Below are 25,126 nucleotides of genomic sequence, written 5' to 3'. Positions count from 1 at the left end.
CCTCCTGCACCCGCAACCCAACCTGCCAGGAAGGACCCGATTTCATCATCTTTTGCATCCTGATTGCAGCAAATTCCTTGCAGCTCTTGGCTTTAAGATAACCTCAATAGTTGTTTTTCCTTTTCTTTCTTCTATAAAACCGTGTACAATGAGCGATGTATAGGCTTTGTCTATCGTATCTTTAGAAAGGGGAAGTTGTTCTTTGAGATAGCTTCTTGGTGAACATGGAATTACTTTTCCCGCAAGTGATAGAAGAGCAAAATAGACCTGGACTGCAGAAGGCCGCAACTTCTTTTCGTAAGCTACAAAAGAATGATAAAAATGAGGGAAATAGGTATAAACAATAGTCTTCACCTCCTCCTCCCTTTTTTGTATAAGTACATTGCTACAGAGTGAACAATGTTGTTTCTAAGTCTTTCTGGGATAATCTTTTCGACTTCTCTAAGTGCTTTTGAGTTTTCTACCATTTGAACTGAGCTGAGAGTTGTAAGCTCGGCAATTGGGAGACCATGATACTTTCGGGGATTAGTAGAGACAAGCTTGTGTTTCCAATTTGGCATTCTTCTGAAAATTCCAATATGCCCGGACTTCATCCGTGCGATAAAAGCATTACGCCTTAAAACTTTCCATCCTTCCGTTCTTTTTACCTTAACTTTTAGAGCAGGCCACTTTGATTGAACTCTTACAACTCTTCCGGTTTTTGTTTTTCTTTCATAAACCGGAAGCTTTTTTCTTTTAAGTGAGATAGAAACGCTACTTTTCGAAAGAAAATAGAAGAGAGGTAGTCTTTTGCCCTTGATAGCTACAACGGCGATGTCTGTGTTCCGGGCTGGAGTAACTGTGATGTGTTTATCGAAGTCTCTTTTTTTTATGTTATAGATTTTTCTTACTTCTTTTGATATTGCTGCTTTTGCCGACTTTGCTGTTCTGTTAAGTGCTTGCCTTATAACGCGTTGAGGGATTCCTTCTTTTTTCAAAGCTGCAAGCTCGGGAGATAGTATTATCTTACTTTTCATTAATTCCTCTGATTTTCTTTCAGTATAAACCCTCCAAGCCCTTGATACAACCGCGTTTTGAATACATTTCACGACATTTTTTTGAAAAATTATCCTCTTCCCCCTTGACAATAAACTCAATTGAGTCTATATTATTAAGTAGAAGGAAAACAAATCGAAAGGAGGCGGAGATGAGAACATCAGAATTCAGAACAGCAGTCTTAGAAGCTATGAGGTTCGCAGAAGAAGAAGGATTTAAGTTCCCAGTAGAAAACATCAAAGAAGGCTATAACTCTCCATTTGAAGTTGTTTTGGAAGTTCTTGATGAAAGCTACCCTCAATGGAGAAATGACTATGATGAAAATGATGTAGAGGAAGTCATGGATATTTTAAATGAATTTTGGGAGTACGAAAACTTCGCTGACTTCTACACAGAAACAGAAAGCAATATTGAAGCAATAGAAGAAGACGAAAAAGAAATTAGAATTGGTTTTACAACATTCTATTTAATTTGCGATAAGAAAGATAAAACTTGTTATGAGGGATAGGGGTAGTCCCTGCCCTTTTTTATCTGAACGTTGTGGAATAAAAACTTGGGAGGTGAAGATGTTCATCTATAGGTTAGTTAAAGAAAGTTATCCTGAGAACTGTGAGTTTTGTGATTTCGTAGTAGAGGAAACTATCAAAGAAACAACAAACAAAAAAGAAATTTCAGAGTTTTTTCAGGAGATTCAGAGATTAGAAGAAGAACTCAAGAAAAATACTGATTCAACTCCTCTTCTTGGCCGTAAATGTATTAAATGTATTGACGATAAAAATCTTCTCTTTATTGAAGTAGAGTATTACCCACTTGATAAACTTTTAGAGCAAATAGAAAAAGAAACCGGAAGAGATTTTGGAGTTTTACGCGAGGCGTTAAAGTTTAAAGATTTACCTAAACTCTATCTTAAAGAGTATAAAGACAGACTTTACCTTCAAATGTACAACCAATCTCTTAAAAAGAATGTTAACGTAGCAAATCTAAAAAACGAAAAACACATACGTTTTCTTCTTCAAAACCTCGTTTCCCTCTGGAACGACTATAGAGAAAGCCTAAAGTAAGGGCTTTCTCTGCCTTCCCTTCTTTAACCACTCCCTTCAAATCCTGCCTCCTTTAATCCCTTGTCTGTCAAGAGGTTGGTGTATATTAATAGCTTTTGCTTTAAAAACTAAAGCAAAAGACTTGACATTTTCATCCATACGCTTTATTATTAAAGCAGACGCTTGAGAAAGCTCTTTGACAGCCGAATAGGGGGTAACGGGCGGGGAGCAGGAGTAGGGGTAACTCCCGAAGACCGGCCGGGTGCACGTAGCCCGGTGAGGGTTAACAAGCCCTCTGTAAACGGACTCTGCTCCTAAAGGGAGAGAAAACTTATGGAGGTGAGCCATGGAAGTTTACGACTCTTCTTGGATTGACAAAATGATGGGGGAGCCAGAGTTATGGCTCCCCGAAGACGAGGAAAGAAAAGCAGAACCGGAAGAAGTCTGGGACGATAGAAGATATGAACCTTACGGGGAAGTGGAAAGTCCCTTTTCCGACCTCTTAGAAAGAGCAATTAGATACGGAACTTTATGGGAGGTGTGAGATGTGGCCGTGGATAGAGACTAACAAGGGAACTCTTATCAAAATAACCGAAATAGAGGCTATTTCGGTAACCAAAGATGTTGATGTGAAGAAATACCGTGTGCTTATCAGAACAAGAGGAGGAGGTAAATACACTTATGCTCTTTTTGACCTAAAAGAAGAAGCTCAGAAAGAGCTTCTCAGACTTGCAGAAACAATAGCAAGGATAGAAGAACAAACCCTTGAGAGGGCCTAAAGCCCTCTCATCTCCTTAAAACCATTTCAAGGAGGCGGAGATGAATGCGAATTTTGAATTAATACTAAACGAAGAATTAGAAAAAGTCAAGCGTAAGGAGGCCTTAGCAGTTATAAAACTGTATCTAACAGAAACGCAAAGCAGATTAGAAGCAGCTCACGACTTGCTTTTAGCTATAGGAGAGCAGAAAACTGCGAAAGGGATTTTAGAGGGAATAGAAAAGGTTAAGAAAGTTAAAAGGAGGATTGAACGTGAAGTGTAAACGCCTGCATCCAGATACAAAACTACCAACAAGAGCTTACGAGGGAGACTTAGGTTTTGACCTGTATGCTCTTGAAGATGTAGTTATCCCAACTGTTAATGAAAATGGCGGAATACCCGTTGTGAAGGTTAGAACAGGAATAGCTGTTGAGCTTCCAAGAGGTTGGGGAGCTTTCATCAAAGACCGTTCAAGTGTGGCAACAAGAAGATTACTCCATGTGGTTGCTGGAGTAATTGATAACGGCTACAGAGGAGAAATCATCGTTGCTCTGGCTAACCTTTCAGGACGGGAACAGAGAATAGAAAAAGGCGAAAAGATAGCTCAATTAGTTCCTGTTCCCGTTTCAGATTTTCAGGTTATTGAGGTTGAAGAACTAACCGAAACCAATAGAGGAGAGGGCGGTTTCGGGAGTAGCGGAAATAAATAAAAGGAGGAAGTTATGGCAAAAGCAGTTATTGAAAGTCCAAAAATTATTGTAGCAGAAGATGGAAGAACATATACCTTTGACGAGGTAGCTACTTACGTCAAATATCACGCTCCTAATGCAAAACAGGAGGAAATAGAAGAGTTCTTTAACTACTGCAAATTAAGGAGCTTATCTCCCTATGATGTTCACTTCATCAAATACGGCAACTCTCAGCCTGTAATAGTTGTTGGAAAAGATGCTTTTCTTAAACGTGCTGAACGTTCAAAGCAGTTAGATGGTTACAAAGCAGGAGTTATTACGGTTAACAGAGATACAGGAGAAGTTACGTATAGAAACGGAGCTTTTTACATCAAGAGCAAGGAGGAACTTGTTGGCGGCTGGGCTGAGGTTTACAGAAAAGATTTTAATCACCCTATACGCACTGAAGTGGCGATTGAGGAATATGCTCGCAAGACGAAAGACGGGAAGTTAATGAGCAACTGGGCAACTATGCCTGCAACAATGATTAGAAAAGTTGCTCTCGTTCAGGCTCTTCGTGAGGCATTTCCGAGTGAAATGTCCGGAATGTACGTAGCAGAGGAAATGGGAGTTGAAATAGATGAGGAAACTGGGGAAGTGCTTAATACCAAGCCTGTTGAGAATAGCAAAATTGAATTAGACAGGAAATACATAAAAGGAATTCATTCCTGGTCTGGATTGGCTGAATTTGACTATAAGAGCTACATCAGAGAGAAATTCGGCAAGGAATCCTCTAAGCAGTTAACAAAAGAGGAAGCTATCGAGGTAATCAAAGAAGCCAAGGAAAGGTGGAGAAAGAAAATAATGGAGTTAGGAATTGACCCTGAATATGAATTAAGCAAGTCTTTAGATGATATTAAGTATCCGGAAGCCAAAGAACTGACTAATAGAGTTAAGGAAGAAGCTCCAATAGAACTCCCTTAGCAGCTCTCTAAGGTCTTCCACTCCCTTAGTGGAGCTCTCTTTTTCATTCTTTAAATTTTCTGGAGGAAATCATGAACTTAAACAAAGTTTTTCTTATCGGTCGCTTAGTTGCTGACCCAGAGCTTCAACACACCTCTAATGGAACTCCATTCTCCCGAATCAGGGTAGCCGTCAACAATCCATACAAAGACAAAAACAGAGAGTGGAAAGAAGACCCTGTATTTATAGACGTGGTTTTATGGGGCAATTTAGCAGATTGGACAGTTAGCAGGTTCAACAAGGGAGACAGGGTTTTGGTTGAAGGAAGTCTAAGGCAGTCAACCTGGAAAACTGAAAGTGGAGAAAACAGAAGCAAGATTGAGATTAGGGCAGACAAGTTCAGCCCGTTGGATGCAAGAAAGGAAGAAACAACTGAAGAGGAACCGCCTGACGACATCGAATTTTAAGGAGGAGAGATGAAAGTAGTTTTGCCTATCTACAAATTTACAGAACCGCCGTTCACTCAGGATAAGTACATCAAGATAATAGAAAATGGAGTTGAAAAAGAATTCTTTTGTAGAGTAGTACAGCCTACAGACTTCAACAAGGCGTTCACTTACATATTACCGGATGGATTCCCGAAATCTTTAGCAAAAGTGATTTTTGGTCCTGAAGCGATTATTGATGGAGGAAAAGGAAATGAGGATAAAGAGAGTTTATCAGTACGTAGGAACAAGAGAGGACGCAAGGCTGGTAAAAAGACGACTCTGGCGGGCAAGAGTGAAAGGGAAATTATCCTGTCCCTTTAAGGTTGATGCTTATGCAGGGGAAATATACGTAGCTTTCTATGACGATATAACGAAGGAAGAGGCAGATAAACTTGTTAAGCCTCCTAAAAAAGATGAATTTGAGCCACTCTGGAAACCTCCTAAACGTAAATCTCGTAAGAGGGTGATGAAACATGAAAGAGCTTGTAATAACAAAAGAAGATACAAAGAAGTTGTCCTTGCTTTTCTCGCATCTTAGCGATTTGAGATTGAGAACTCTTTTGTTTCTCCTCTACAACAATGGAGCTTCTTTCCAGAGCACCCTTGTTAAGAAGATAGGAACTGAAAAAGTCTTAGAAACTTTAGAGCTTATGGAAAAGTGGAGGTTAGTAGAGAGGAAGAGCAAAACTATTTATTTAACTTCTCTCGGGAAGGCTGTCGTAGAGGCATGCATTAACATTTTGGAGGTGATGAAGGATGAAACTTAAATATATCCACAAAGTTGCCGAGAAATTTCCTTACGATTACGAGGAACCGCCAATCTGTAAGGTGGTGCTCTGGGACTTCTCCAAGGCTAACGAAAATGAGGAAAGTAGGAAAGAAGCCGTTTGTCTCGTAGCTTCTATTTCTTACGGAAACGAATACTGCAAAGACCCTGATAGGCTCTGGAACTTGCTGATTGAGCGGGGACATGAAAGTCCGTTTGAGTTTGTGAGGTGTTGGGATGTTGGAGATTTAAGAAATAGTGATTACATAAATTGGGAGAAGGCTATCAAGGAATTCAATCAGGATCATGACAGTTATATCTCATCTTCTATTAGTATAAACAAAAGGTTTTTTGCTACCTTTAAGCTCAAAGTTCCGATTTTCGTAGCCCGTCAAATTCAAAGACACAGGGCTTTTTCCTATATGGAAATGAGCAGGCGGTATGTGAAGGGAAATAAGGTGAAGTTCTTTTGTTGGCTGGGGAGGGAAGCTATTATTCATCCAGACATTAGGATAGGTTCTTGTATGATGGGGGAGATGGCCTATGAGCAACTTATAACTGAAGGTTGGGAACCCGAACAAGCCCGTGCATTCCTTCCGTTAGGTCTCTATACTCAATTCTGGATGCAGGGAGATTACAGGGCTTGGCTGAATTTCTTTATTCACCGTTTGCATCCCGAAGCTCAAGAGGAGACAAGGCTTGTAGCAAAATCTATGTGGAACTTATTAAAAGAACATCAACCTGAAATCGTTAAGATGATGGCTGATTACCTTGATAGATGGGTTGAGGATTGTAATCCGATTTTCACCCCAGCAAGGCAGAAAAGAGCGGAGTGGTTTAAAAGGGAATTTTTGGAGGAATAATGGCCTCTATCTACGAAATAGCTGATATTTGGGAGAACATAAGAAAGAAAGGAGCTTTTGAACTAACAGAAGATGATATTGCTGAGCTTGATTTGTTTTTGTTTTGTTGGAAGGAAGTTGTAAAAGAACCTAATTGAGGAAAAAAGGGGGAGCTCCCCCTAAAGGTTGCGGGAGAGCTCCAGACGAATAAATTTTTGAGTAGAAGAACGGCCGATGACGATTGGGAAAGTTTGGTTGTTGCGGGTGTCAAGTATCCAGATGATGACCTCGTCGGCCGTTCTCAATTCTTCCTCAAAATAACCTCCGTTGAATGGTTTTCGGATTTTCCCTTTCAGCTTCCTCAACAACATCTTTATAACCAAACTCTTGAAGAACCTTACGGGTTAGCTTGTCCTGTAGAACAGGGTCTTTCGTAGCTCTAACAACTGCATTAATAAGCCTTGCGGCTTTTGCTATTCCTTGACTTTTAGCCTTGATAGTTTTGATTTCAAGTTCCGCCCATTTAACAAACTCCTCAAAACTGTAGGCTCTTTCAACCTTATCGGCTATGAAGTAGTTATAGAGAGCTTTGTAGCACTCTTTCTGGTAGAGAATGACCTTTTCTCTTACCTGCGGGTTGGGAATCTTACTTGGATTGATTTTGAAAAGCAGACCGTTGATGTATTCAAGAGGGAGACAGAGCATTTTAACTTGGTAAGTCTTGCCATCCTTGCCTTGAGAGGTTGTTGCCTTCTGGGCAACGACCTGAGATAAGACAGGGTCGGCAATGATTTTGCGATACTGTTTAGACCAGTCCAAGCCAAGGTTTTCAATTAGAGGTCTAACGGCTACCCAAACAGTTTCGCCGTCAAAAACGGCAGTTAAGTAGTCTCCGTGGAACTCAATTTGCGTAGGTTCACCCACTACGAACTTTGGTTTAGTCTCTCGCATAGCCTCCTCCTGTATGTAGTAGTTTTCTATCGTTTATATTAGTAAACACCAGTAAACTTGTCAAGACTTTAAAAGTCTGCAAAATACCACTATAAACTGATAGAATTTCAAAAGATGGAGGGAAAAGTGGAAAAGAAACTGCTTACAGTAAAGGAGGCTTGTGAGTATCTAAGTATTTCAAAGGCTACTCTCTATAAGCTCATTAAAGAGGGGAAAATCAAACCTGTGAAGATAGGGAAAAGCACAAGGTTTGATAGGCAGGATTTAGATAGGTTAGTTGAAGAATTAAAGAGGAATTCATGGCTAAACTAAAAAAGCTAATAGCCTTGAGAGTTTCAGATGAAATGGATAGAGCATTGGAGGAAGCTCAATGGATACTTCGTATGAGAAAGACAGAAGTTATTAGGGAAGCCATTAAAGAATACCTACAAAAGCACTGTCCAGAAGTCTATAAGGAGTATTTGAGTGAGCAGGATAGAGAAGGAGATTGAGTTTTACAAGGACATATTTGGAAAGGTTTTTACTGTTTTTCTTCTTGTAGCAACAGGAACTATAACCCGCTTATCTCAAAAGGGTTTTGACAATTTTGTAGCTACAGGTCTGATTGCAAGTATAGTGCTATTTGCCTCAGTTCTAATTACAGGGTATCTTTATAAAAAGAAAGTAAATGAACTGGAGGATTAATGGAAAACTTAGTTTTAGCAACTTTTGCTTTAATGTTTATTATTCTTGCCCTATTCTTCATCTACCTTGCATGGCCGTTTGAAAAGAAGGAAGCTAAAAGATAATCCCTCTTTCTCTCCCCGCCCGTCCCCCTGTTCGGCTTCCCTAAAACCTTAAAGGGAGGCTGTCTAATGAAAAAACGTTGGCTAACTACGAAAGAAGCTGAAAAATACAGCAATCTTTGTTTTAAAACCCTCAAAAAGCGTTATCTCGAAGGTCTCATTTCAGCCAAAAAGATTGGCAACAAGTGGCTCTGGGACAGGGAAAGTATAGACGCTTTCTTAGGAGAAGATTCATTAAAAGAGGAACTTCTCTTGCATGAGGTCAAATAATGAAGTTTAATATCAGTATGAGGCTATTTCAGAGAGAAAACGGCGTCTGGTATGTAGAATTTGAGAGAGGGAAGAAAAAGAGCCTCCGCACCCGTAACAAGGCGGAGGCTATTAGGATTTACAACAAGCTAAAGAGAGAATACCTGAAGGGTAAATTGATAGTTCTTAAAGAGGGAATCAGAGTCCCCCTGTCTCAGTTTACTCAAGAATATTTAGACTGGGCTAAAAATAACCGCTCAGAGGAGACCTTCACTAAGGCAAGGCACGTTCTAAACAGATTTAGAGAAGTGGTAGGAGATTTATATCTATCGGCGATAACGAAAAGGAATGTAGATGAATACGTTAATCACCTTCTTGAATGTGGCCTCTCCAAAGTAACCGTTAACGTTCACATTAGAACCTTGAAATCGGCTCTCTCAAAGGCCGTAGAGTGGGAATACATAAAAGAAAATCCTATGAAGGGATATAAACAGCTTAAAGTTCAGCAGAAGCCTCCAAGATTTCTCCTACCTCAGGATATAGCTAAAGTGGAGGAAGTTATAGACAGGGAGGAGTGGTTATTCATCTTCCGTTTCCTCATCTATACCGGTATGAGAATAGGAGAAGCCGTAAGGCTATATTGGAAGGATGTTGACTTAGAGAGGGGCCTGATTACCGTTAGAAAGTCAAAGAACTTCCAAACGAGAGTTATACCTATTCATCCTAACCTCAGAAAGGAGCTCCTTAAACGTTATCCTGCAATTGGGAAGGTTATTCCTTACAGCCGAGACCACATAGAGCACAGGCTAAAGGAATACTTTAGGAAGGCAGGATTTCCAGAGTTAAGAGTTCATGATTTAAGGCATACATTTGCCTCTCTAATGGTAATGTCAGGGGTTGATTTAAAAACAGTTCAAGAGTTATTAGGGCATACAAGCTACAAAACAACTGAAATTTACGCTCATTTAGCTCCTCAACACCTACAGGAAGCTATCAAGAAACTACCCCTCTGAAATACACTTTTGCACCCAATTTGCACTCAGTAGCATTTCAAGGCCTTGAAAATCAGCAATAGACAAGTAACTCAAAATCCCTTGGGCGCAAGCCCGTGCGGGTTCGATTCCCGCCCCGGGCACCATTTTTAATCTTTCATAAAACTCCTCTACAAATCTTGAGTCTGCCTTTTACAGTAATGTCTCCACTTTCAGGACAAAATCCCAGTTTGAATCCAAAAAACTCAACCCCTGAAGAGAGGGCTCTTTTAAAAGTGTTGCAAAATGCCCAATCTGTTCTCTGGTTAGGTGAAAAGCAGTTGCACTCTCTAAAGGCTAAAAATAGAACTCCCGTCCTAAATCCCTTTTCCTTGAGTCTTATTAATTCCAATAGGTGTTTTTTTCCTCTTAACGTTGGTGCATCTGGAAATAGACAAACTTCTTCCTCTACAAGGTTACACCCTTTGACTTCTACATAAAAGCTTTCGTCAATCAGAAAGTCTATTCTACTCTTTCCAACAGTTACTTCTCTCCTTATCGATTTAGGAAGAGTTCCTATGAATCCCTCTTTTATCAACCTTTCAGCTATCCTTGAGTGAAGGGATGGATTCAGGAAAATCCACTCTCCTTCGTTCCCTATAGAAACGACCTTATAGTCAAGTTTCCCTTTGGGATTTGGAGAGAGAACAACGGGAGCTCCCCTTTTAAGGAGCTCCCTTAATCTACCTGTATCTGAAAGGTGTGCTTTCTTCTCCTTGTTTTTTACTAAAACTCTACATACAAAGCGATTTTCCCTCTCTAAAAACTGACCAAAAGTAAATTCACCTAAAAATTCCTTAACGTTGAGTAGAACCATCAAAGGGACTTCTGAACCTCAAAGTCTATTTCCTTGCCTAAGTGTCCCGTTGCATTTGAAACGTGGATAATTACTTGTTTTGTTCTAGGATTGTAGTCGATAACTGTAATTCCACAGTTTGCCTGTTTAAAAGCCCAGAATTTGTTCAAATCCGTTCCAAGGAGGTAACACATAAGAACCTTGTTCGTTGCATCGTGTCCTACAATAACAATCAAATCTTCATCGGAGTACTTCGAAACTACTTCCTCAAAAGCTTTTACAGCCCTATTGTAGACGTCCTGTAAAGTCTCTCCCGTTTCACCTGGCATTTTTACTTCTGCTGGCTTTTCCCTCCAAAGTTTGAGGAGCTCCGGATACTTCTTTTCAACTTCCTCTGCAAGCATTCCTTCCCATTCACCGTGGTCTATCTCTTTAAATCCCTCTTTCTTAATAACCTCTAAATTGTGGTGCTTTGCTATCTCCTTTGCAGTATCAACACACCTTGAAAGGGGACTTGAGTAAACTGCTTTTACTGGGAAATCCTTTAGCGCCTCTCCAACCTTCTTGGCCTGCTCTTTTCCTTCCTCGTTCAGAGGGATATCGTACTTCCCTTGATACCTACCTTCTGCATTCCATACGGTCTTTCCATGCCTGACAAGTACTATCTTTGGCATCTTAGTCTCCTTTCTAAGATTTGGGGGGAAATTATACGTTTTTTAGGTTTAGTTATGGTGTTACAAGTAGTTTCTCTGCTATTTCATAGAAAAACTCTAAAAATAACTTAGAACCTGAGCTACTCAAGAGCCATTACTAAAATGTCAGCTATGTGGAGCGATTTTTGGGGTGAGTTTATTCTCTCCAGCCCCTCTGCAATGTTCATAACACAGCCGGGACACTCTGTAAGGACCATCTCGGCTCTTGTTGACTCTATATTTTTTGCCTTTTTAATCTGTATCTCTCTTGATATTTCAGGGTGGGAGAGTTTAAAGGAACCTCCCATCCCACAGCAGTTATCGGCCTCAGGCATGTCGATAAACTCCAAGTTCTGAACAACCCTTAAAACATCTAAGGGATAGTGACGGGGAATTTTCTGGCCCCTGACTATGTGACAGGGATGGTGCCACGTAACCGTCACTTTTTGGGGAAGTTTCCACTTTCCAATTTCCTCTAAACTCTCGTAGAGAACCTCTATAAGCTCCTTAACAGGTATGGAAACCTCACCGTACTCCTTTTTTAAAATGTGTCCACAGGTTGCACAGGCAGAAACAATGAAATCGGCCTTTTCTCCTCCCCAGCCCTCTAAGTTCCTTTCCTTCAACTCTTCAAACGTCTTTAAATCTCCCGAGAAGAAGGCCGGAGCTCCACAACAAAACTGCTCCTTCGGAACAAAAACTGTATAACCAAGGGCATTTAAAACCTTAACAACGTTATTTGCCGTTTGAGTGTAGAAGTTGTTAAACATACACCCTGTAAAGAAGATAACCTTTCCCTTCCCCTTTCCCTTTGCTGGGAATAGCCTATCTTCACTGTTGAAGGGTTTAGACGAAGGCTCTGGAAGGAGAACCTTTCCCAATTTGGGTACATTCACAGGCAAAAGTCTGTTTTGAGGACTTTTTGATTTTTTTGTAAAGAGCTTTGTTAAAGGAGATGACAGTTTAGTCGTAACTTCCAACAGTTTCCTGTTTGAAAAGAGCTTTACAGCTGCCGACTTTTCAGGTGGCAGTCCAAACTTTTCAACAGCCCTTGCCCTCGCTGAGATGATGATTTTTTCATAGTCAACCATAACGGGACATATCTCTGCACACCTTAAACAGGTGGTACAGAGGTTGAAAAAGTGGGCAGCTTCTCTGTTGAGCTCTGCCTTTCCTTTGTTTATTAAATTGGCTAAAAATATCTTTCCCCTTGCAACGGAGGGTTCCTCGTGGGTAACGTTAAAGACCGGACAGACCTGACGGCACGAACCACATCTAACACACTTTTCTACAAGTTCGTCACTTATACCTAAAATCTTCTTTTCTTCCATTAGGTTTCCCTAAAGTAATAGTAAAATTTAATTTAGGAAATTAATTGCAATTAGCAAAATTTTTCAATTAGTCAAAAATTACTTCATCAGCTTTGAATACAGGTCCCTCTACACAGCAGCGCTTGTAGCCGTTTACCGTCTTAACTGTACAGCCTAAGCATGCTCCAACACCACAGGCCATTCTCCTGTCAAGGGATAGGTAACACTCAACGTTCAATTCCTTTGCTAACTCCTTAACGGCCTTCATCATAGGTGTTGGTCCGCAGGCAATCCAGACAAAGTCTTCGTAGCTTTGAAGTTCCGATGTAACAAGTCCCTTCTTCCCAAAGGAGCCGTCCTCCGTGTAAACAACAGAGTTAATACCGTACTTTCTTAAAAACTCAATACCGGACAAGTTTTCAGAACTCCTCTCCCCATATACAAAAACAACCTCCTTTCCCCTCTCCTTAAACCACCTTGAAGCCAAAAAGAGCCCTCCTATTCCTATTCCCCCTGCTATGAACAGGTACCTATCGTAGTTTTCGGGAATTGAATTACCAAGGGGCATTAGGATTTCAACTTCCTCTCCCGGTGAAACCTTCGTTAGGAGCTCTGTCCCCCTACCGTAAACCCTGTAGAGAAAGGAAACTCTATCCCCTTCAACGTTAAATATTCCAAGGGGACGCCTTAAGAGGGGGTCAAACTGGAGGGAGCTCCTCACCTGAACCATTCCAAACTGACCGGGCTTTATCCTCTCAATCGTACCTAAGGGAACTCTAACTGTTAAAATGTAGTCCCGTCCGGTTACGTGGCGATTTTCTAAAACTTCCATTAAACCTCTCTCTTAGGACAGACTTTACCTTCCATTATTTCGTAGAGGGCAATTATTGTCTTCTTGTGCTCCTCTCCCCTTTCGTCCTTACCAAAGGTATAAGGGTCAATCGTGTAGAGGTGCCTTGCTCTCTTAGCGGCAACGTGAACCGTTTCATAGAAGTTTCCTACCTTTTCTATTACAGGTTCTAAAGGGATTCTCTTACTCATTTCTACCTCCTTTTAAAAGAGTAACAATTTCAGGGTCCTTTACCACCTTTTCAAACTGTTCAGCTAACCTTTCTGTTTTGCACTTTTCAGCCCTAATGATAGACTTCAAATTCTCAAAGGCAACTTCCAAAACGTCGTTAACGACTATGTAATCGTAGAGGGGAGCTCTCTTTATTTCCTCCCTTGCTACTTTTAACCTCCTCTCAATTGTTTCCTCGTCGTCAGTTCCCCTCCTTCTCAACCTCCTCTCAAGTTCTGAAAGTGACGGAGGTAGAACAAAGATTAAAACCGCCTCAGGGAAGTTCTTCTTTACCTGAAGGGCTCCCTGAGTATCTATGTCAAGGATAATGTCCTTACCCTCGTTTAAGGCCTTTAAAACCTGACTCTTTGAGGTACCGTAAAGGTTCCCGTAAACCTCAGCCCACTCCAAAAAGTCCCCCTCCTCAACCATCCTTTCAAACGTTTCCCTATCAACAAAGTAGTAGTCCTTTCCATTTACCTCTCCAGGCCTTGGAGGACGGGTAGTATAGGAGACAGAAAATTCCATATTCGGAAATTCCTTTAACAGCATGTGCGTCAGAGTCGTCTTTCCCGTTCCAGAGGGAGCGGAGATAACTACTAAGAGTCCCTTTAACTCATTCGACATTCTGAACCTGCTCCTTTATCCTCGCAATTTCGGTCTTAATCTTTAAAACAGGTTCTGTAACGTCAATCTCCTTCAACTTACTTCCCAGCGTATTTATCTCCCTGTGCATCTCCTGACAGAGAAAGTCCAAAGTCTTTCCTACAGGTTCACTTTCAAGATTTAAGAGCTCTCTAAACCTATCTATGTGAACCTTTAACCTTGAAACCTCCTCTGAAATGTCCTGCTTTTCAGCAAGGAGAGCAACTTCAAGCTCTATCCTCCTTTCAAACTCCTCGGGGAGCTCCTCACCGGAAAGGAGCTTTCTAACCCTTTCCTTGAGTTTTTTGAACAGGAGCTCCTCCAACTGAGAAACCATTTCCTCAATTCCCCTAACTTCATCCTCTATCACTTTCAGCTTTTCCAAAAAGTACGACTTTAACTTTTCTCCCTCCCTCTTCCTCGACTCATCCAGTGATAACAGTGCCTCCTCAACTGCCTCAAAGAGGGGCTCTCTGAAGATTTCGGAATCAAGTTCCTCTCTCTGGAAAATATCAGATATTAGGGATAAATCCCTCAGTGAAACCGAAATTTCCTCTCCTGACAGTGATGAAATTTTTTTAATCTCTCTTACAAGGTTAACTGCCTCTGAGTAGTTAACGGAAATCGGAACCTCAACGTTAGGGGAAAGGACGTAGTGAATTGAAAGTTCTAAATCACCCCTCTTTACATATTTAGAAATCAGTGAGTTCAGGTCGTTCAAAAACGGGTTGAAGACCTTCCCCATTGAAAATCTAACTCTCAAAGCTTTACTGTTTAGACTCCTAACTTCTGCAGTTATCCTTGCAAAGCTGTTTTCAGAAATTCCCTTTCCGTATCCTGTCATACTTTTCATTTAATACTCCTGAAGAGCTTCTCATTTATCTTTACTGTTGCCCTTTGAAGTAAAAGGTTTACAAAGTTCTGGTAGTTTGTTTCTCTCTTCTGCGCGATGATAAACTCCTTGAGCTTTTCCATCTTCTCTTTATCAAACTTATTCACCTTTAAATCTGTTTCAGGGGAGAAGATGCCAAATCCATTCTCAAGCCTCACTATTTTCCTAACTCCCACTGGAGAGGAGTAGAGCCCCTCTGGAATTTCCAATGGCTTGAACTTCTTAACAAATTCAGCCCTGTCTAAGAATTCCGTCTCATTAGGAAGTTCTCCCTTATAACTCTTGGCAGCCCTTTCTGCCTCCTTCAGAGCTTTCTCCGTTTTTAAGACGGCCTCTATCTCATTTTTAACCTCTGATAGCGGCCTATACTCTTTCTTTTTGTACTTAAATGCCAACAGGAGTTCTCTATCGGAGCTCTTAAAAATGAACGGTTTTTTCTGGAGCTCCTTTTCTAAATTTTTATCCTTAAGAGGTTTTGGATTGAAATTGAACAGTTGTGAAAACTTCCCGCTTCTTGCAATCTCAAAGGCCTTCTGAGCCTCCTTCTCCCCTTCAGCCGTCTTTGGAAAGGTTAGAACAAAGTTTGAAACCTCTCCCTCCTTAGAAAACTCTTCCCTGTTCTTCTTATAGTACTCCTCTATCTCCTTGTCTGAAACGGAAACGTTGAAGTCCTTTAGGGGAAAGAGCTTGTACTTGAACTTCCTCTTTCCAAAAAATGAGGTGTAGAGCTTCTTTAGTTCAAATTCGGTAACGGAGGGTGAGTTGTTGACAACGGAGAGAACCTTGTTTATAAGCAAATCTTCCCTTACGATGTTCTCAAAGGACTTGGGCGTCATGTGGCGCGCCCTTAAAAAGGACCTGTAGAGTTTGATTGAAAACGTTCCGTTGTCCTGAAATGCCGGAATCTCCTCAATTGCCCTTGCGACAGCCCAGTCGCTGACCTGTATACCTTCGTCCTTTGCAGTTTGAAGTAAAAGCTTCCTCACAACCAACCTGCGAAGAGCTGCCTGTTTTATCTCATCGTTCTTTATAAACTTCCTGTAGTTTTCCCCAAACTTTGTCCTCAAATCATTTATAATGTTCGAATACTCCCTGTTAAACTCAACCAAGCTTATTCCCTCTCCATTTACAGTAGCAACTTCTGTTCCAGATGGTCCCAAAACGGAGCCCCTTCCCCAGACCAGAAAAATCGTTCCTACAAAGGAGGCAGCAACTATCCATAGTGGCAGGCTGAAGGCCCTGAGGTTTTTCCTTATTTTTGAAAGCATACTTCCTCCGGTTGAAATTCGGTAACAGTGATTTATACTTAAAATCAGAAACCTTCTCAAGAGGGACTTATTGAGAAACAGATTTGAGGAAAAGAGGTCAGAGATAGGAAAGGTCTTAGAAAAGGCGAAAGAGCTCCTTAAATCAAAGGAGTACAAAAAGGCCATAGAGGAACTTGAGAAAAACAGATTCAGGGACATTGATTACTACCTCCTCCTTGCTGAAGCCTACGAGGGAATCGGAAATTCTGAAAAGGCCGAGATTTACTTGGAGGAGGCAAGGTTTTTAGATACCGAGTACCGCTCGAGACACTACCTTCAAAGGGGAATAACCCTTGCCTCTATGAAGAACTTTAAGGCTGCAGAGAGAGAACTCCTCCAGTCCGTCAAGCTCAACCCCTTTGAAAAGGACGCATACTTGGAGCTCTACAAGCTCTACAAGGAGATGAATTCACACAGGAAAATGGTAAAAACCCTTGAAACGATAATGACTATAGACCCCTACTCGAAGTTTCCTTACGTTGAACTTTCAAGGTTCTATGCAGTAAGGAGGAACTACAGAAAGGCAGAGGAGGTTTTGAGGAGGGGAATAGAACTCATAAACTCTGCAGACCTTCACTACGAGCTCGGAAGGGTGTACGCAGAGTGGGGTAAGTTGGAAGAGGCAAAAGAGGAGTTGAGGGAGGCCTGTAGGCTCGACTTTAAAAATGCGGACTACAGGCAGAAGTTAATCGAGGTTATGGTGAGCGATGAGGACTACGAGGGAGCTCTGCAGGTCGTTCACAATACTTTGGAGCTTTTTCCAGATGCAGTCTACCTCTTAGAGAGTGCTGCAGCCCTCTATGCAATGGTAGGAAAGGATGATGTGGCAGAGCACTACTACAGAAGGGCGATAGGACTATCTGAGGGGTTTATCAGGGAGGATGCCCTCAAGGCCTTTTCGGAGTTTCTCACCGAAAGGGGTAGATTTGACCAGGCAGAGGAGGTCCTTAAGGAAATTATTTTCCATACCGACAACGTCTGGGTTCTCTTGGATGCCTTCTCAGAGCTTTCAGTAATTCTCTTAGACCAGGGAAGGTTGGAGGAAATCGTTGAAATAGGAAAGTTCATCCTCGACAATCCAGAACTTACAGAGGACGAGGTATGTGAGGTTTCAGAGATTGTAGGGGATGTTCTCTACGAATTGGGTAAATTTGAAGAAGCAAAGGAGTTTTACGAAAGAATCTTAAAGGAGGCAGTTGACGAGAAGCAGATAAAGAGGGCATACAGCAAACTTAAGGAGGTTGAGGAGGTAGAGGGATTAGAGAAAATGCTAAGAGGCTAACTTCTCAGAGATAGCCCTCTTTAGCTCCTCTATTCCCCACCTTTTCTTTGCAGATACGAAGACGACCTCCGGATTCTCCTCAGGTATCTTTCCGGCAACAAGGGAGTAGATTTCCTCCTTACTCTTCGGCTCATTAAAGAGCTTATCAACCTTGTTTCCAACAAAAATTTTCGGCTTTTCCCAGCTTTTGAGCTTTTTCAGTACAGCCTTAACAGATTCGAGCTCCTCCTCAGTATTTCCTGAGGAAACATCAAAAACGATGAGGAGGAGGTCTGCCTCCTTTACCTCACTTAAAGTGGCACGGAAGGATGCAACGAGCTCGTGGGGGAGGTTTTTAATAAATCCAACGGTATCGGAAATAAGAACCTTTTGACCGTCAAGGTAGAGAGCTCCCGTTTTCACGTCCAAGGTTGCAAAGAGCATATCCTTGACCAACACATCCTTCTTTGTAAGGAGCCTAACCAATGTTGACTTTCCAACGTTTGTGTATCCCACAACAGCCACCGTCTTAAAGTTCTTTCTCCTTCTGCTCTCCCTGTGGAGCCCCTGCTTCTTCAGAACCTCATCAAGCTCCCTTCTCAGCTTGTGAATTTTCCTTCTCAGGGCTCTCGCCTCAACCTCTGTCTGGGTTTCACCGGGTCCCCTCGTTCCAACACCTCCTCCGAGCCTTGAGAGCTCCTTTCCCTTTCCCCTTAAATGTGAGAGTTTATAGTAAGCCCTTGCAAGCTCAACCTGAAGCTTTGCCTCCTTTGTCTTTGCCCTCCTTGCAAAAATCTCAAGGATTACCTCAGTCCTATCAATAACGGGCATTCCCGTTATCTCCTCTATATTTCTCTTCTGAGAGTAGGAAAGCGGATGGTAGGAAACTATTAACGTAACCTTTTCCCTATCAATCTCTTCAAGCTTTCCCCTTCCTATGTAGGTTGATGGAGAAAAGGAGTTTCTCCTCTGAACAACCTCCTGAACTACCTCCCCTCCTAAGGCTTCAACCAGTCCCTTCAACTCCTCAAGGTCAACTTCCTCCCCCTTTTTCTTTACGGCTATGAGGGCAACCTTTTCCCTTTCTAACTCCATATCTCTCCTGTTGTTAAATTTTTACAGTTTGTTTACAATTAGATTTAGATTTTAGAATGGAGGATTCTCATGTTCAAAGGTGGAAATATAAATCAGCTGATGAAAATGGCAAAACAGCTTCAAAATCAGGCCGCAAGAATGAAGGAAGAGATAGAGCAGATGGAGTTTACAGGAACGGCTGGAGGGGAAGCAGTAAAGGTAGTGGCAAAGGGTTCTGGAGAGTTGGTCTCCATTGAAATATCGCCGGAGCTCTTTGAAAGCGGCGACAGGGAAATGGTTCAGGATTTGGTTCTTGCCGCTGCAAATCAGGCCTTAAGGGAAGCGAAGGAGAAAATGGCCAAGGAGCTTGAGAGGATAACAGGTGGGCTTGGAATCGATATGGGAGGCCTGTTTTGATATACCCTGAGAATTTGGAGCTCCTGATTGAGTTCCTCTCTGAGGTTCCGGGCATCAGCGAAAGGGCTGCAGAGAGGGCTGTCCTTTCCCTTTCAAGGCTTCCTGAGGAGAAAAAGAGAGTAATAACAAACGCCTTAAGGGAATTGGAGGAGGTTCACCCCTGTAAGGAGTGTGGACTTCCTGCAGTAAGGGAGCTCTGTTCAATATGTAGCGATGTTGAGAGGGATAGAAGGGTTGTTTGTGTAGTTGAACAGCCAAGGGATGCAGTATCGATAGAGAAAACGGGAGAGTACAGAGGTCTTTACCATGTTTTAGGGGGCGTTATCTCCCCCTTGGAGGACGTATCTCCTGAGGACTTAAACATCGAAAGTTTGTTCAACAGGATAAGGGAAAAGGGAATAAAGGAAGTAATAATTGCCCTCAATCCAACAGTTGAGGGTGAAGCAACCGCAAAGTTTTTAACAGACAGACTTGAATCCCTTGGAGTTACGGTTTACAGAATTGGGTACGGCATTCCCTACGGTGGAACTATCGATGCCTCGGATGAGCTTACACTGAGAAAAGCTTTAGAGGACAAGAAACTTATAGTCGGAGGAAAGAATGATAGAGATTAGGTGGCACGCCCGTGGAGGACAGGGTGCAGTTACAGCTTCTAAAATTTTGGCTTCTGCCGTTATTGAAGAGGGAAAGTACGCTCAGAGTAACCCAGATTACGGAGCTGAGAGGTCTGGAGCTCCGCTGAGGGCATACAACAGGGTATCTGAGACCCCCATAACACTACACTGCATGGTTTTAAACCCTGATATCGTAATAGTTGTTGACCCAACACTTTTAAAGACCGTTCCCTTTTTAGAGGGAACTGACGAGAATTCAACTTTACTCATCAACACGGACAAATCCCCCCAGGAAGTAAGGGAAAAGTACGGAATTGAGGGAAGGAAAATCTACACTGTAGACGCCACAAGAATAGCCATGGAGGAGCTTAAGAGGCCCCTTATGAACGTTCCTATGCTCGGAGCTTTAGTTAAGATACTTAATGGCCTTGTTGACATTAAGACTGTGGAGAACGATGTAAGAAAGGCCTTTGGAAAGAAAATTTCTGAAAATGCCCTTCAGGCAAACATAAGGGCACTACACAGAGCTTATGAGGAGGTAAGGTCAGAATGAAGAGTTGGAAGGAACTACCTATAGGAGCTGTTATACCTGAGCCAGGTTCAAGTGAAAAGTACAACACTGGTGAGTGGAGGGCTTGGAGACCTGTTTTTGAGGCCGATAAGTGTGTTAACTGTATGCTCTGTTGGGTCTTCTGTCCCGACTCCTGTATCCAAGTAAAAGAGGAGAAGATGGTAGGAGTTGACTATGAGCACTGTAAGGGCTGTGGTATCTGTGCTCACGAGTGTCCAACAAACGCCCTTGAAATGAAACCAGAATACCTGTTCCGTGAGGAGGATTAGTATGAGGCCTGAGTTGATAAAGGAGGTTACTTACGTTCCCTATTCGGGAAACATGGCCGCTGCAGAGGCCATGAGGCAGATTAACCCGGACGTCGTTGCAGCATATCCAATTACACCTCAAACGGAGCTTATGCAGTTCTTTGCAGACTTTGTTGCAAATGGCCTTGTTGATACTGAGTACATTCCGGTTGAGAGTGAACACTCTGCAATGTCTGCATGTGTAGGAGCTGCCGCTGCCGGAAGCAGGGCAATGACTGCAACGGCAGGCCCTGGACTTGCCTACATGTGGGAAGTTTTAGGAATTGCCTCAGGGATGAGATTGCCAATAGTTATGACAGTTGTTAACAGAGCTCTCTCGGCCCCCATTAACATCCACGGTGACCAGTCTGACATGATGGGAGCAAGGGACCAAGGGTGGATAATGCTATTTTCAGAAAATGCTGAGGAGCAGTACGATAATTTAATTCAGGCAATAAAGATTGCAGAGGACGAAAGGACGAGGCTTCCCGTAATGGTTGGAATGGACGGTTTTGTCATCTCCCACGCAATTGAGAGAGTAAGGCTCCTTCCAGACAGGGCTGTAGAGGAGTTTGTCGGAGAACATAAACCTATCTATCCTCTCCTTGACGTTGATAATCCTGTAACCCACGGTCCCGTTGCCATGACAGACTCCTACATGGAATTTAAGAGACAGCAGAGAGAAGCAATGTTGGAGGCCTACAAGGTCATAAGAGAAGTAGGAGAGAAATTTGAGGAGGCGTTTGGTAGGAAGTACGAACACATTGAAACCTACAGAACTGAAGATGCCGATTATATTCTAATAATCATTGGTTCAACGGCAGGAACTGCCAAGTACGTAATAGACAAACTAAGGAGTGAAAAAGGAATAAAGGTAGGTCTAATTAAAATAAGAACCTACAGACCTTTCCCCTACTACGATGTTATGGATGCTATAGAGGCGTCAAACTGTAAGGCTGTCGGAGTTTTTGACAGGGCCGAGACCTTTGGAGCTTTAGGAGGTCCACTTTACAGTGACGTTGCTACTGCAATGCACCTCAGAAACAAGTACTATCCATTGGTTAGCTTTATTTACGGCTTAGGTGGTAGGGATACAAACGTTCACCACATTGAGGAAGCCATAGATAAGGTCATGCAGAAGGCAGCAGGAAAAGAGGTTCCTTTCGTTAACTACCTTAATTTAAACGAGTAATGGAGGAGTTATGGCAGAAATAAAGACAGCTGAGATAAAGGTTCCCCCTTTAAAGAAACTTACAAACTATCCTGAGAAGTTGGCTCCGGGACATAGGCTCTGTGCAGGCTGTGGGGCTTCAATAATCATAAGACAGATGTTTATGGTTGCAAATGCCCTTGGATACGAACTGATATGGGCCAATGCTACAGGATGTGTAGAAGTTTGTACTTCTATCTATCCTTACACGTCCTGGAAGTCACCGTGGATACACAACGCCTTTGAAAATGCTGCAGCGACAATTTCTGGAGTGGAAGCTGCATATAAGGCCTTAAAGAGAAAGGGGAAACTGCCAACGGATAAAAAGGTTAAGTTTGTAGCCTTAGGTGGTGATGGAGGAACCTACGATATAGGATTCCAGTCACTCTCTGGAGCTCTTGAAAGGGGACACGACTTCATCTACGTCTGTTACGACAACGAAGCCTACATGAACACGGGAATTCAGCGTTCCTCTGCAACTCCCAAGTATGCAAATACAACAACCCAACCGGTAGGTTCTGAAAGTTTAGGAAAACCACAACACAAGAAGTGGCTTCCAGAAGTCGCAGCTGCCCACGGAATACCGTACGTGGCTCAAGTTTCTCCCTCCCACTGGAAGGACTTAATGGAAAAGTTCAAAAAGGCACTATTAACTGAAGGGCCATCATTTATCAATGCCTTTTCTGTATGTCCAAGGGGATGGCGCTCTAAAGAGGAGGAGGGAATTCTCGTAAGCAAACTTGCTGTAGAAACGAACTACTGGCCACTGTTTGAAGTTGAGAATGGGAAGTGGAGAATAACTCATAAGCCGAAGAATCCCAAGCCAATAGAGGAGTATCTTAAACTACAGGGCAGGTTTAAACACTTGTTTAAACCAGAAAATCAGGATAAAATAAAGGAGCTTCAGGAGGAAGTTAACAGACGTTGGGAGTGGCTTAACAGAATGGAAGAAATTTCTAATAGGGAATAAGTCATGTTGAACTTAAAACCGGAAGAAGATAAGAAGCTTAGGGACTTACTTACAAAGATTAACGAGGAAAGTAAGGCCAACATAACACTTCTTATTGATAAAGCAGGACAGTTAATAAGCCGGAGTGAATCTCCGGCTTTTTCTTCTAACGATATAACCTTTGCATCACTTACTGCAGGAAATGTGGCTGCTTCCGAGGCCCTATCAAAGTTACTTGGTGATGAATCTATAAACCACATGTTTACTGAGACAGAAAAAGAAGGAATATATATGGTTCTAATTAGTGATAAGTACATTCTTGTTTCCATTTTCAACAAAAGTGTTACTAATATTGGTATTGTTAGATTTAAGATAAAGAAATACCAAGACGAATTGGAAAAGATTATTTCTCAAATTGAAGAGAGAGCTGAAAGTGAAAAATCTGTATCCCAGGAGATAGATATAGAAGATATTGACTTAGATACTCTCTTTGAATAGCCTAGGAGTTGAAATGCCCTTCATCAATTTTGCTACGAAGGAAATTAACTGTAAGATAGTTTACTATGGTCCTGGTCTCTCTGGAAAAACAACGAACATTAAGTGGCTTTATGAGCACATAAAGCCTGAAAATCGAGGAGAAATGATAACTTTAGCAACTGAAACAGAAAGGACTCTGTTTTTTGACTTCGTTCCTATAGAACTAACTAATGTAAAGGGATTTAAAGTAAGATTCCATCTCTACACTACTCCCGGTCAGATAATATATCAGGCAAGCAGAAAGCTAATTCTAAAAGGTGTTGATGGTATTGTCTTCGTTGCAGATTCTCAGAAGGAAAGGCATGATGCAAATTTAGACACCTTGGACGATATGATTGAAAATTTAACGGAGTACGAGATAAGGATTGAGGAGATTCCTCTGGTATTTCAGTACAATAAGAGAGATTTACCCAACATTCTCCCTGTTGAAGTTCTAAGAAAAGATTTAAATAGATGGAACAGACCAGATTTTGAGGCAATTGCTATAAAGGGTATTGGTGTTCTCGAAACATTTAAAGAAATATCTCGACAAGTACTTCAAAATTTGAAACAGTGAAAGAGAAAATTTTAGAAATTTTAAAATCTACAGATGAAAATTTTTACAGTTTTCTATTTGAATCTTACGAAATAAAAAAAAGGTATTTTGGAAACTTTGTAGAAACATGTTCCATTTTAAATGCAAAGAGTGGACTTTGCCCTGCAGACTGTAAGTTCTGTGCTCAATCATCAAAATACAACATTCCAATAAAAACGTACCCCCTCCTCAGTAATGAGGAGCTTGTAAATTCAGCGAATAGGGCTTTTGAAAGAGGTATAAACAGATTTAGTTTTGTTACAAGTGGTATTTCACCCACAAGAGAGGAAATAAAAAGGTTAGGAAAAGTAATAGAGAAGATAAAATCATCAAAACCTGAAGCTAAACTATGTGCCTCCTTAGGTCAGCTAAAGAAGGAAGAATTAAAGTATCTAAAATCCTGTGGACTCGACAGGTATCACCACAATCTTGAAACATCTAAGGAGTTTTATCCAAAAATATCTAAAGTTCAAAGGTGGGAGGATAGGTTAAGGACAGTTCTAAATGCAAAGGAAGTTGGGCTATCAACCTGCTGTGGTGGAATTTTTGGAATGGGTGAGTCTGATGAAGATGTATATTCGCTAATTGAAACGTTAAGGGATATTGAGGTAGATTCTGTTCCACTAAACTTTCTCCATCCTATAAAGGGAACTCCTCTGGAAAATGCCAACTTTTTAACTCCCCTTAGATGTTTAAAAATCTTAACTGCCTTCAGATTTGGGGTTCCTAAATCAGAAATAAGGGTCTGTGGAGGTAGGGAATACAACTTGAGGGAGCTCCAACCACTTTCTCTTTTTCCTGCAAATGCTCTAATGGTTGGAAACTACCTTACCACCAAGGGAAGGAAATTGGAAGATGATATACAAATGATTAAGGATTTGGGAATGGAGAGCTCTCTAAGGTGATGTTTCTCATTTCAAAAACACTCGGAGTTTTTCTTATCCCTCCAGGAATTTTAATTCTCCTATTGTTAACATTAATTTTCTTCCTGATAAAAAAGAACGTTAGAATTTCTCTCATTTTAAGCGTAACTACACTAATACTTTTGTACTTTTTTTTCTACAGAAGTTGGAAAGAACGTAGTTCTCTCACCTCTTGAAAACAAGTATCCGTTTCCTAAAGAAATCAACTGTCAGGAAATTGTAGTCTTAGGTGGTGGAGTTATTCCCCACTCTCCAGATGAGAACAACAGGGCATCGGTTGCCCCGAAAGTAGCAAAACGGCTCTACACGACATTTAAACTCTGGAAAAGAATAAAGTGTTCTCGTTCAATACATGGTGGACACCCTGGAGTTTTTTAATATATTCCTCAAACTTCTCTACTGGAGTCTTATAACCAAGACCTTGATGAGGC

Annotated in this window: 40 protein-coding genes; 28 read left to right on the top strand and 12 right to left on the bottom strand. The window is 41.6% G+C overall.

Annotation, left to right across the window (positions count from 1 at the left end):
* Positions 1-45: 45 nt before the first annotated feature.
* Entirely contained in the window at positions 46-354 is a 309-nt protein-coding gene (locus FN732_RS06070; RefSeq protein ID WP_142935673.1) for a hypothetical protein, read from the bottom strand.
* Entirely contained in the window at positions 351-1,016 is a 666-nt protein-coding gene (locus FN732_RS06065) for a phage tail protein (protein ID WP_142935672.1), read from the bottom strand. The genes FN732_RS06070 and FN732_RS06065 overlap by 4 nt, the downstream gene beginning before the upstream one ends.
* 170 nt (positions 1,017-1,186) lie before the next feature.
* Between FN732_RS06065 and FN732_RS06060 the strand changes: the two genes are divergently transcribed.
* From FN732_RS06060 to FN732_RS09580, 13 genes are all read left to right on the top strand, one after another.
* Positions 1,187-1,543, top strand: a complete 357-nt coding sequence (locus tag FN732_RS06060; protein ID WP_142935671.1) for a hypothetical protein — start codon at positions 1,187-1,189, stop codon at positions 1,541-1,543.
* A 58-nt stretch (positions 1,544-1,601) separates the two neighbouring features.
* Positions 1,602-2,096, top strand: a complete 495-nt coding sequence (locus FN732_RS06055; RefSeq protein ID WP_142935670.1) for a hypothetical protein — start codon at positions 1,602-1,604, stop codon at positions 2,094-2,096.
* A gap of 325 nt (positions 2,097-2,421) precedes the next feature.
* A complete protein-coding gene (locus tag FN732_RS06050) occupies positions 2,422-2,619 on the top strand; it encodes a hypothetical protein (RefSeq protein ID WP_142935669.1) in 198 nt (65 codons plus the stop codon).
* 1 nt (position 2,620) lies between these two features.
* Complete coding sequence (locus FN732_RS06045; RefSeq protein WP_142935668.1) at positions 2,621-2,854, top strand: hypothetical protein; 234 nt, start codon at positions 2,621-2,623, stop codon at positions 2,852-2,854.
* A 40-nt stretch (positions 2,855-2,894) separates the two neighbouring features.
* A complete protein-coding gene (locus tag FN732_RS06040) occupies positions 2,895-3,116 on the top strand; it encodes a hypothetical protein (RefSeq protein WP_142935667.1) in 222 nt (73 codons plus the stop codon).
* The gene (gene dut, locus FN732_RS06035; RefSeq protein ID WP_142935666.1) at positions 3,106-3,543 is read left to right on the top strand and encodes a dUTP diphosphatase; all 438 of its coding nucleotides are present in this window, start codon (positions 3,106-3,108) and stop codon (positions 3,541-3,543) included. Before FN732_RS06040 ends, dut begins: the two co-directional genes overlap by 11 nt.
* A gap of 12 nt (positions 3,544-3,555) precedes the next feature.
* Positions 3,556-4,485, top strand: coding sequence for a phage recombination protein Bet (gene bet / locus FN732_RS06030; RefSeq protein ID WP_142935665.1), 930 nt, complete (start codon positions 3,556-3,558; stop codon positions 4,483-4,485).
* Positions 4,486-4,556: 71 nt separating this feature from the next.
* On the top strand, positions 4,557-4,931 hold the full coding sequence (locus tag FN732_RS06025) for a single-stranded DNA-binding protein (RefSeq protein ID WP_142935664.1): 375 nt from the start codon (positions 4,557-4,559) through the stop codon (positions 4,929-4,931).
* Between the two features lie 9 nt (positions 4,932-4,940).
* Positions 4,941-5,273, top strand: a complete 333-nt coding sequence (locus FN732_RS06020; protein ID WP_142935663.1) for a hypothetical protein — start codon at positions 4,941-4,943, stop codon at positions 5,271-5,273.
* On the top strand, positions 5,164-5,490 hold the full coding sequence (locus tag FN732_RS09645) for a hypothetical protein (RefSeq protein ID WP_221928607.1): 327 nt from the start codon (positions 5,164-5,166) through the stop codon (positions 5,488-5,490). The genes FN732_RS06020 and FN732_RS09645 overlap by 110 nt, the downstream gene beginning before the upstream one ends.
* Before the next feature lie 10 nt (positions 5,491-5,500).
* Positions 5,501-5,719, top strand: a complete 219-nt coding sequence (locus FN732_RS06015; protein ID WP_221928606.1) for a hypothetical protein — start codon at positions 5,501-5,503, stop codon at positions 5,717-5,719.
* Positions 5,709-6,581 (top strand): FAD-dependent thymidylate synthase, encoded by an 873-nt coding sequence (locus FN732_RS06010; protein WP_142935661.1) that lies wholly within the window; start codon positions 5,709-5,711, stop codon positions 6,579-6,581. The genes FN732_RS06015 and FN732_RS06010 overlap by 11 nt, the downstream gene beginning before the upstream one ends.
* Complete coding sequence (locus FN732_RS09580; RefSeq protein WP_185954270.1) at positions 6,581-6,718, top strand: hypothetical protein; 138 nt, start codon at positions 6,581-6,583, stop codon at positions 6,716-6,718. The genes FN732_RS06010 and FN732_RS09580 overlap by 1 nt, the downstream gene beginning before the upstream one ends.
* A gap of 154 nt (positions 6,719-6,872) precedes the next feature.
* Here FN732_RS09580 and FN732_RS06005 read toward each other — a convergent pair whose 3' ends face one another.
* Positions 6,873-7,511 carry a phage antirepressor N-terminal domain-containing protein gene (locus FN732_RS06005; protein WP_142935660.1) on the bottom strand — a complete coding sequence of 213 codons (639 nt, stop codon included), beginning with the start codon at positions 7,509-7,511 and terminating at the stop codon, positions 6,873-6,875.
* A 126-nt stretch (positions 7,512-7,637) separates the two neighbouring features.
* Between FN732_RS06005 and FN732_RS06000 the strand changes: the two genes are divergently transcribed.
* The 5 genes from FN732_RS06000 to FN732_RS05980 all read left to right on the top strand — a co-directional run bounded on the left by FN732_RS06000 (position 7,638) and on the right by FN732_RS05980 (position 9,558).
* Positions 7,638-7,823, top strand: coding sequence for a helix-turn-helix transcriptional regulator (locus tag FN732_RS06000; RefSeq protein ID WP_221928605.1), 186 nt, complete (start codon positions 7,638-7,640; stop codon positions 7,821-7,823).
* Entirely contained in the window at positions 7,811-8,002 is a 192-nt protein-coding gene (locus tag FN732_RS05995; RefSeq protein WP_142935658.1) for a hypothetical protein, read from the top strand. The genes FN732_RS06000 and FN732_RS05995 overlap by 13 nt, the downstream gene beginning before the upstream one ends.
* Entirely contained in the window at positions 7,977-8,195 is a 219-nt protein-coding gene (locus FN732_RS05990) for a hypothetical protein (protein ID WP_142935657.1), read from the top strand. Before FN732_RS05995 ends, FN732_RS05990 begins: the two co-directional genes overlap by 26 nt.
* 170 nt (positions 8,196-8,365) lie before the next feature.
* A complete protein-coding gene (locus FN732_RS05985; RefSeq protein ID WP_142935656.1) occupies positions 8,366-8,566 on the top strand; it encodes a helix-turn-helix domain-containing protein in 201 nt (66 codons plus the stop codon).
* A complete protein-coding gene (locus FN732_RS05980) occupies positions 8,566-9,558 on the top strand; it encodes a tyrosine-type recombinase/integrase (protein ID WP_142935655.1) in 993 nt (330 codons plus the stop codon). Before FN732_RS05985 ends, FN732_RS05980 begins: the two co-directional genes overlap by 1 nt.
* A 136-nt stretch (positions 9,559-9,694) precedes the next feature.
* Here the strand turns inward: FN732_RS05980 and sfsA are convergent, their stop codons facing one another.
* The 8 genes from sfsA to FN732_RS05940 form a co-directional block, all read right to left on the bottom strand.
* Positions 9,695-10,393 carry a DNA/RNA nuclease SfsA gene (gene sfsA, locus FN732_RS05975; protein ID WP_246051344.1) on the bottom strand — a complete coding sequence of 233 codons (699 nt, stop codon included), beginning with the start codon at positions 10,391-10,393 and terminating at the stop codon, positions 9,695-9,697.
* Positions 10,393-11,046: a histidine phosphatase family protein gene (locus tag FN732_RS05970; protein WP_142935653.1), complete on the bottom strand. Its 654-nt coding sequence runs from the start codon at positions 11,044-11,046 to the stop codon at positions 10,393-10,395. Before FN732_RS05970 ends, sfsA begins: the two co-directional genes overlap by 1 nt.
* Before the next feature lie 119 nt (positions 11,047-11,165).
* Positions 11,166-12,395 (bottom strand): (Fe-S)-binding protein, encoded by a 1,230-nt coding sequence (locus tag FN732_RS05965; protein WP_142935652.1) that lies wholly within the window; start codon positions 12,393-12,395, stop codon positions 11,166-11,168.
* A 67-nt stretch (positions 12,396-12,462) separates the two neighbouring features.
* Positions 12,463-13,206, bottom strand: coding sequence for a dihydroorotate dehydrogenase electron transfer subunit (locus FN732_RS05960; RefSeq protein ID WP_142935651.1), 744 nt, complete (start codon positions 13,204-13,206; stop codon positions 12,463-12,465).
* Positions 13,206-13,415, bottom strand: coding sequence for a DNA-directed RNA polymerase subunit omega (gene rpoZ / locus FN732_RS05955; protein ID WP_142935650.1), 210 nt, complete (start codon positions 13,413-13,415; stop codon positions 13,206-13,208). The genes FN732_RS05960 and rpoZ overlap by 1 nt, the downstream gene beginning before the upstream one ends.
* Positions 13,408-14,061 (bottom strand): guanylate kinase, encoded by a 654-nt coding sequence (gene gmk / locus FN732_RS05950; RefSeq protein ID WP_142935649.1) that lies wholly within the window; start codon positions 14,059-14,061, stop codon positions 13,408-13,410. The genes rpoZ and gmk overlap by 8 nt, the downstream gene beginning before the upstream one ends.
* Entirely contained in the window at positions 14,051-14,932 is an 882-nt protein-coding gene (locus tag FN732_RS05945; protein WP_142935648.1) for a YicC/YloC family endoribonuclease, read from the bottom strand. Before FN732_RS05945 ends, gmk begins: the two co-directional genes overlap by 11 nt.
* Complete coding sequence (locus FN732_RS05940) at positions 14,929-16,239, bottom strand: peptidylprolyl isomerase (protein ID WP_185954269.1); 1,311 nt, start codon at positions 16,237-16,239, stop codon at positions 14,929-14,931. The genes FN732_RS05945 and FN732_RS05940 overlap by 4 nt, the downstream gene beginning before the upstream one ends.
* Positions 16,240-16,309: 70 nt before the next feature.
* Between FN732_RS05940 and FN732_RS05935 the strand changes: the two genes are divergently transcribed.
* Positions 16,310-17,560 carry a tetratricopeptide repeat protein gene (locus FN732_RS05935; protein ID WP_142935646.1) on the top strand — a complete coding sequence of 417 codons (1,251 nt, stop codon included), beginning with the start codon at positions 16,310-16,312 and terminating at the stop codon, positions 17,558-17,560.
* On the opposite strand, the gene hflX is transcribed toward FN732_RS05935, so the two are convergent.
* Complete coding sequence (gene hflX / locus FN732_RS05930; RefSeq protein WP_142935645.1) at positions 17,549-18,634, bottom strand: GTPase HflX; 1,086 nt, start codon at positions 18,632-18,634, stop codon at positions 17,549-17,551. The two genes, FN732_RS05935 and hflX, sit on opposite strands and share 12 nt — an antisense overlap.
* Before the next feature lie 69 nt (positions 18,635-18,703).
* On the opposite strand from hflX, the gene FN732_RS05925 reads away from it, so the two are divergent.
* From FN732_RS05925 to bioB, 9 genes are read left to right on the top strand one after another with little or no spacing between them, the layout of a single operon-like run.
* A complete protein-coding gene (locus FN732_RS05925; RefSeq protein WP_142935644.1) occupies positions 18,704-19,030 on the top strand; it encodes a YbaB/EbfC family nucleoid-associated protein in 327 nt (108 codons plus the stop codon).
* Positions 19,027-19,644 (top strand): recombination mediator RecR, encoded by a 618-nt coding sequence (gene recR / locus FN732_RS05920; protein WP_142935643.1) that lies wholly within the window; start codon positions 19,027-19,029, stop codon positions 19,642-19,644. Before FN732_RS05925 ends, recR begins: the two co-directional genes overlap by 4 nt.
* Entirely contained in the window at positions 19,631-20,197 is a 567-nt protein-coding gene (locus FN732_RS05915; RefSeq protein WP_142935642.1) for a 2-oxoacid:acceptor oxidoreductase subunit gamma family protein, read from the top strand. Before recR ends, FN732_RS05915 begins: the two co-directional genes overlap by 14 nt.
* On the top strand, positions 20,194-20,484 hold the full coding sequence (gene porD, locus FN732_RS05910) for a pyruvate synthase subunit PorD (RefSeq protein WP_142935641.1): 291 nt from the start codon (positions 20,194-20,196) through the stop codon (positions 20,482-20,484). The genes FN732_RS05915 and porD overlap by 4 nt, the downstream gene beginning before the upstream one ends.
* 1 nt (position 20,485) lies before the next feature.
* Positions 20,486-21,694, top strand: coding sequence for a pyruvate ferredoxin oxidoreductase (gene porA / locus FN732_RS05905; RefSeq protein WP_142935640.1), 1,209 nt, complete (start codon positions 20,486-20,488; stop codon positions 21,692-21,694).
* Between the two features lie 10 nt (positions 21,695-21,704).
* Entirely contained in the window at positions 21,705-22,682 is a 978-nt protein-coding gene (locus FN732_RS05900) for a thiamine pyrophosphate-dependent enzyme (RefSeq protein ID WP_142935639.1), read from the top strand.
* Positions 22,683-22,685: 3 nt separating this feature from the next.
* A complete protein-coding gene (locus tag FN732_RS05895; protein WP_142935638.1) occupies positions 22,686-23,159 on the top strand; it encodes a roadblock/LC7 domain-containing protein in 474 nt (157 codons plus the stop codon).
* 13 nt (positions 23,160-23,172) lie between these two features.
* Positions 23,173-23,754: a GTP-binding protein gene (locus tag FN732_RS05890; protein WP_142935637.1), complete on the top strand. Its 582-nt coding sequence runs from the start codon at positions 23,173-23,175 to the stop codon at positions 23,752-23,754.
* Positions 23,751-24,677 carry a biotin synthase BioB gene (bioB, locus tag FN732_RS05885; protein ID WP_142935636.1) on the top strand — a complete coding sequence of 309 codons (927 nt, stop codon included), beginning with the start codon at positions 23,751-23,753 and terminating at the stop codon, positions 24,675-24,677. The genes FN732_RS05890 and bioB overlap by 4 nt, the downstream gene beginning before the upstream one ends.
* The last annotated feature ends 449 nt before the right edge of the window (positions 24,678-25,126 follow it).

Origin of the sequence: Balnearium lithotrophicum (assembly GCF_900182585.1) — a bacterium.
Classification (GTDB): Bacteria; Aquificota; Aquificia; order Desulfurobacteriales; family Desulfurobacteriaceae; genus Balnearium; species Balnearium lithotrophicum.
This window is presented reverse-complemented; position numbering and strand designations above follow the sequence as displayed.

Bases quoted from the DNA above. Each gene is read 5' to 3' on its own strand.
- rpoZ (WP_142935650.1), bottom strand. From the start codon at position 13,415: ATGAGTAAGAGAATCCCTTTAGAACCTGTAATAGAAAAGGTAGGAAAC.
- gmk (WP_142935649.1), bottom strand. From the start codon at position 14,061: ATGTCGAATGAGTTAAAGGGACTCTTAGTAGTTATCTCCGCTCCCTCT.
- porD (WP_142935641.1), top strand. From the start codon at position 20,194: ATGAAGAGTTGGAAGGAACTACCTATAGGAGCTGTTATACCTGAGCCA.
- FN732_RS06040 (WP_142935667.1), top strand. From the start codon at position 2,895: ATGAATGCGAATTTTGAATTAATACTAAACGAAGAATTAGAAAAAGTC.
- FN732_RS06005 (WP_142935660.1), bottom strand. From the start codon at position 7,511: ATGCGAGAGACTAAACCAAAGTTCGTAGTGGGTGAACCTACGCAAATT.
- FN732_RS05980 (WP_142935655.1), top strand. From the start codon at position 8,566: ATGAAGTTTAATATCAGTATGAGGCTATTTCAGAGAGAAAACGGCGTC.
- FN732_RS05895 (WP_142935638.1), top strand. From the start codon at position 22,686: ATGTTGAACTTAAAACCGGAAGAAGATAAGAAGCTTAGGGACTTACTT.
- FN732_RS05985 (WP_142935656.1), top strand. From the start codon at position 8,366: ATGAAAAAACGTTGGCTAACTACGAAAGAAGCTGAAAAATACAGCAAT.
- FN732_RS05960 (WP_142935651.1), bottom strand. From the start codon at position 13,206: ATGGAAGTTTTAGAAAATCGCCACGTAACCGGACGGGACTACATTTTA.
- FN732_RS06025 (WP_142935664.1), top strand. From the start codon at position 4,557: ATGAACTTAAACAAAGTTTTTCTTATCGGTCGCTTAGTTGCTGACCCA.
- FN732_RS05945 (WP_142935648.1), bottom strand. From the start codon at position 14,932: ATGAAAAGTATGACAGGATACGGAAAGGGAATTTCTGAAAACAGCTTT.
- hflX (WP_142935645.1), bottom strand. From the start codon at position 18,634: ATGGAGTTAGAAAGGGAAAAGGTTGCCCTCATAGCCGTAAAGAAAAAG.
- FN732_RS05995 (WP_142935658.1), top strand. From the start codon at position 7,811: ATGGCTAAACTAAAAAAGCTAATAGCCTTGAGAGTTTCAGATGAAATG.
- FN732_RS06050 (WP_142935669.1), top strand. From the start codon at position 2,422: ATGGAAGTTTACGACTCTTCTTGGATTGACAAAATGATGGGGGAGCCA.
- FN732_RS05965 (WP_142935652.1), bottom strand. From the start codon at position 12,395: ATGGAAGAAAAGAAGATTTTAGGTATAAGTGACGAACTTGTAGAAAAG.
- FN732_RS06060 (WP_142935671.1), top strand. From the start codon at position 1,187: ATGAGAACATCAGAATTCAGAACAGCAGTCTTAGAAGCTATGAGGTTC.
- FN732_RS09580 (WP_185954270.1), top strand. From the start codon at position 6,581: ATGGCCTCTATCTACGAAATAGCTGATATTTGGGAGAACATAAGAAAG.
- FN732_RS05890 (WP_142935637.1), top strand. From the start codon at position 23,173: ATGCCCTTCATCAATTTTGCTACGAAGGAAATTAACTGTAAGATAGTT.
- FN732_RS05915 (WP_142935642.1), top strand. From the start codon at position 19,631: ATGATAGAGATTAGGTGGCACGCCCGTGGAGGACAGGGTGCAGTTACA.
- FN732_RS06055 (WP_142935670.1), top strand. From the start codon at position 1,602: ATGTTCATCTATAGGTTAGTTAAAGAAAGTTATCCTGAGAACTGTGAG.
- sfsA (WP_246051344.1), bottom strand. From the start codon at position 10,393: ATGGTTCTACTCAACGTTAAGGAATTTTTAGGTGAATTTACTTTTGGT.
- FN732_RS05970 (WP_142935653.1), bottom strand. From the start codon at position 11,046: ATGCCAAAGATAGTACTTGTCAGGCATGGAAAGACCGTATGGAATGCA.
- FN732_RS06010 (WP_142935661.1), top strand. From the start codon at position 5,709: ATGAAACTTAAATATATCCACAAAGTTGCCGAGAAATTTCCTTACGAT.
- FN732_RS05940 (WP_185954269.1), bottom strand. From the start codon at position 16,239: ATGCTTTCAAAAATAAGGAAAAACCTCAGGGCCTTCAGCCTGCCACTA.
- FN732_RS06020 (WP_142935663.1), top strand. From the start codon at position 4,941: ATGAAAGTAGTTTTGCCTATCTACAAATTTACAGAACCGCCGTTCACT.
- bet (WP_142935665.1), top strand. From the start codon at position 3,556: ATGGCAAAAGCAGTTATTGAAAGTCCAAAAATTATTGTAGCAGAAGAT.
- FN732_RS09645 (WP_221928607.1), top strand. From the start codon at position 5,164: ATGAGGATAAAGAGAGTTTATCAGTACGTAGGAACAAGAGAGGACGCA.
- FN732_RS05925 (WP_142935644.1), top strand. From the start codon at position 18,704: ATGTTCAAAGGTGGAAATATAAATCAGCTGATGAAAATGGCAAAACAG.
- FN732_RS06045 (WP_142935668.1), top strand. From the start codon at position 2,621: ATGTGGCCGTGGATAGAGACTAACAAGGGAACTCTTATCAAAATAACC.
- porA (WP_142935640.1), top strand. From the start codon at position 20,486: ATGAGGCCTGAGTTGATAAAGGAGGTTACTTACGTTCCCTATTCGGGA.
- FN732_RS05900 (WP_142935639.1), top strand. From the start codon at position 21,705: ATGGCAGAAATAAAGACAGCTGAGATAAAGGTTCCCCCTTTAAAGAAA.
- FN732_RS06065 (WP_142935672.1), bottom strand. From the start codon at position 1,016: ATGAAAAGTAAGATAATACTATCTCCCGAGCTTGCAGCTTTGAAAAAA.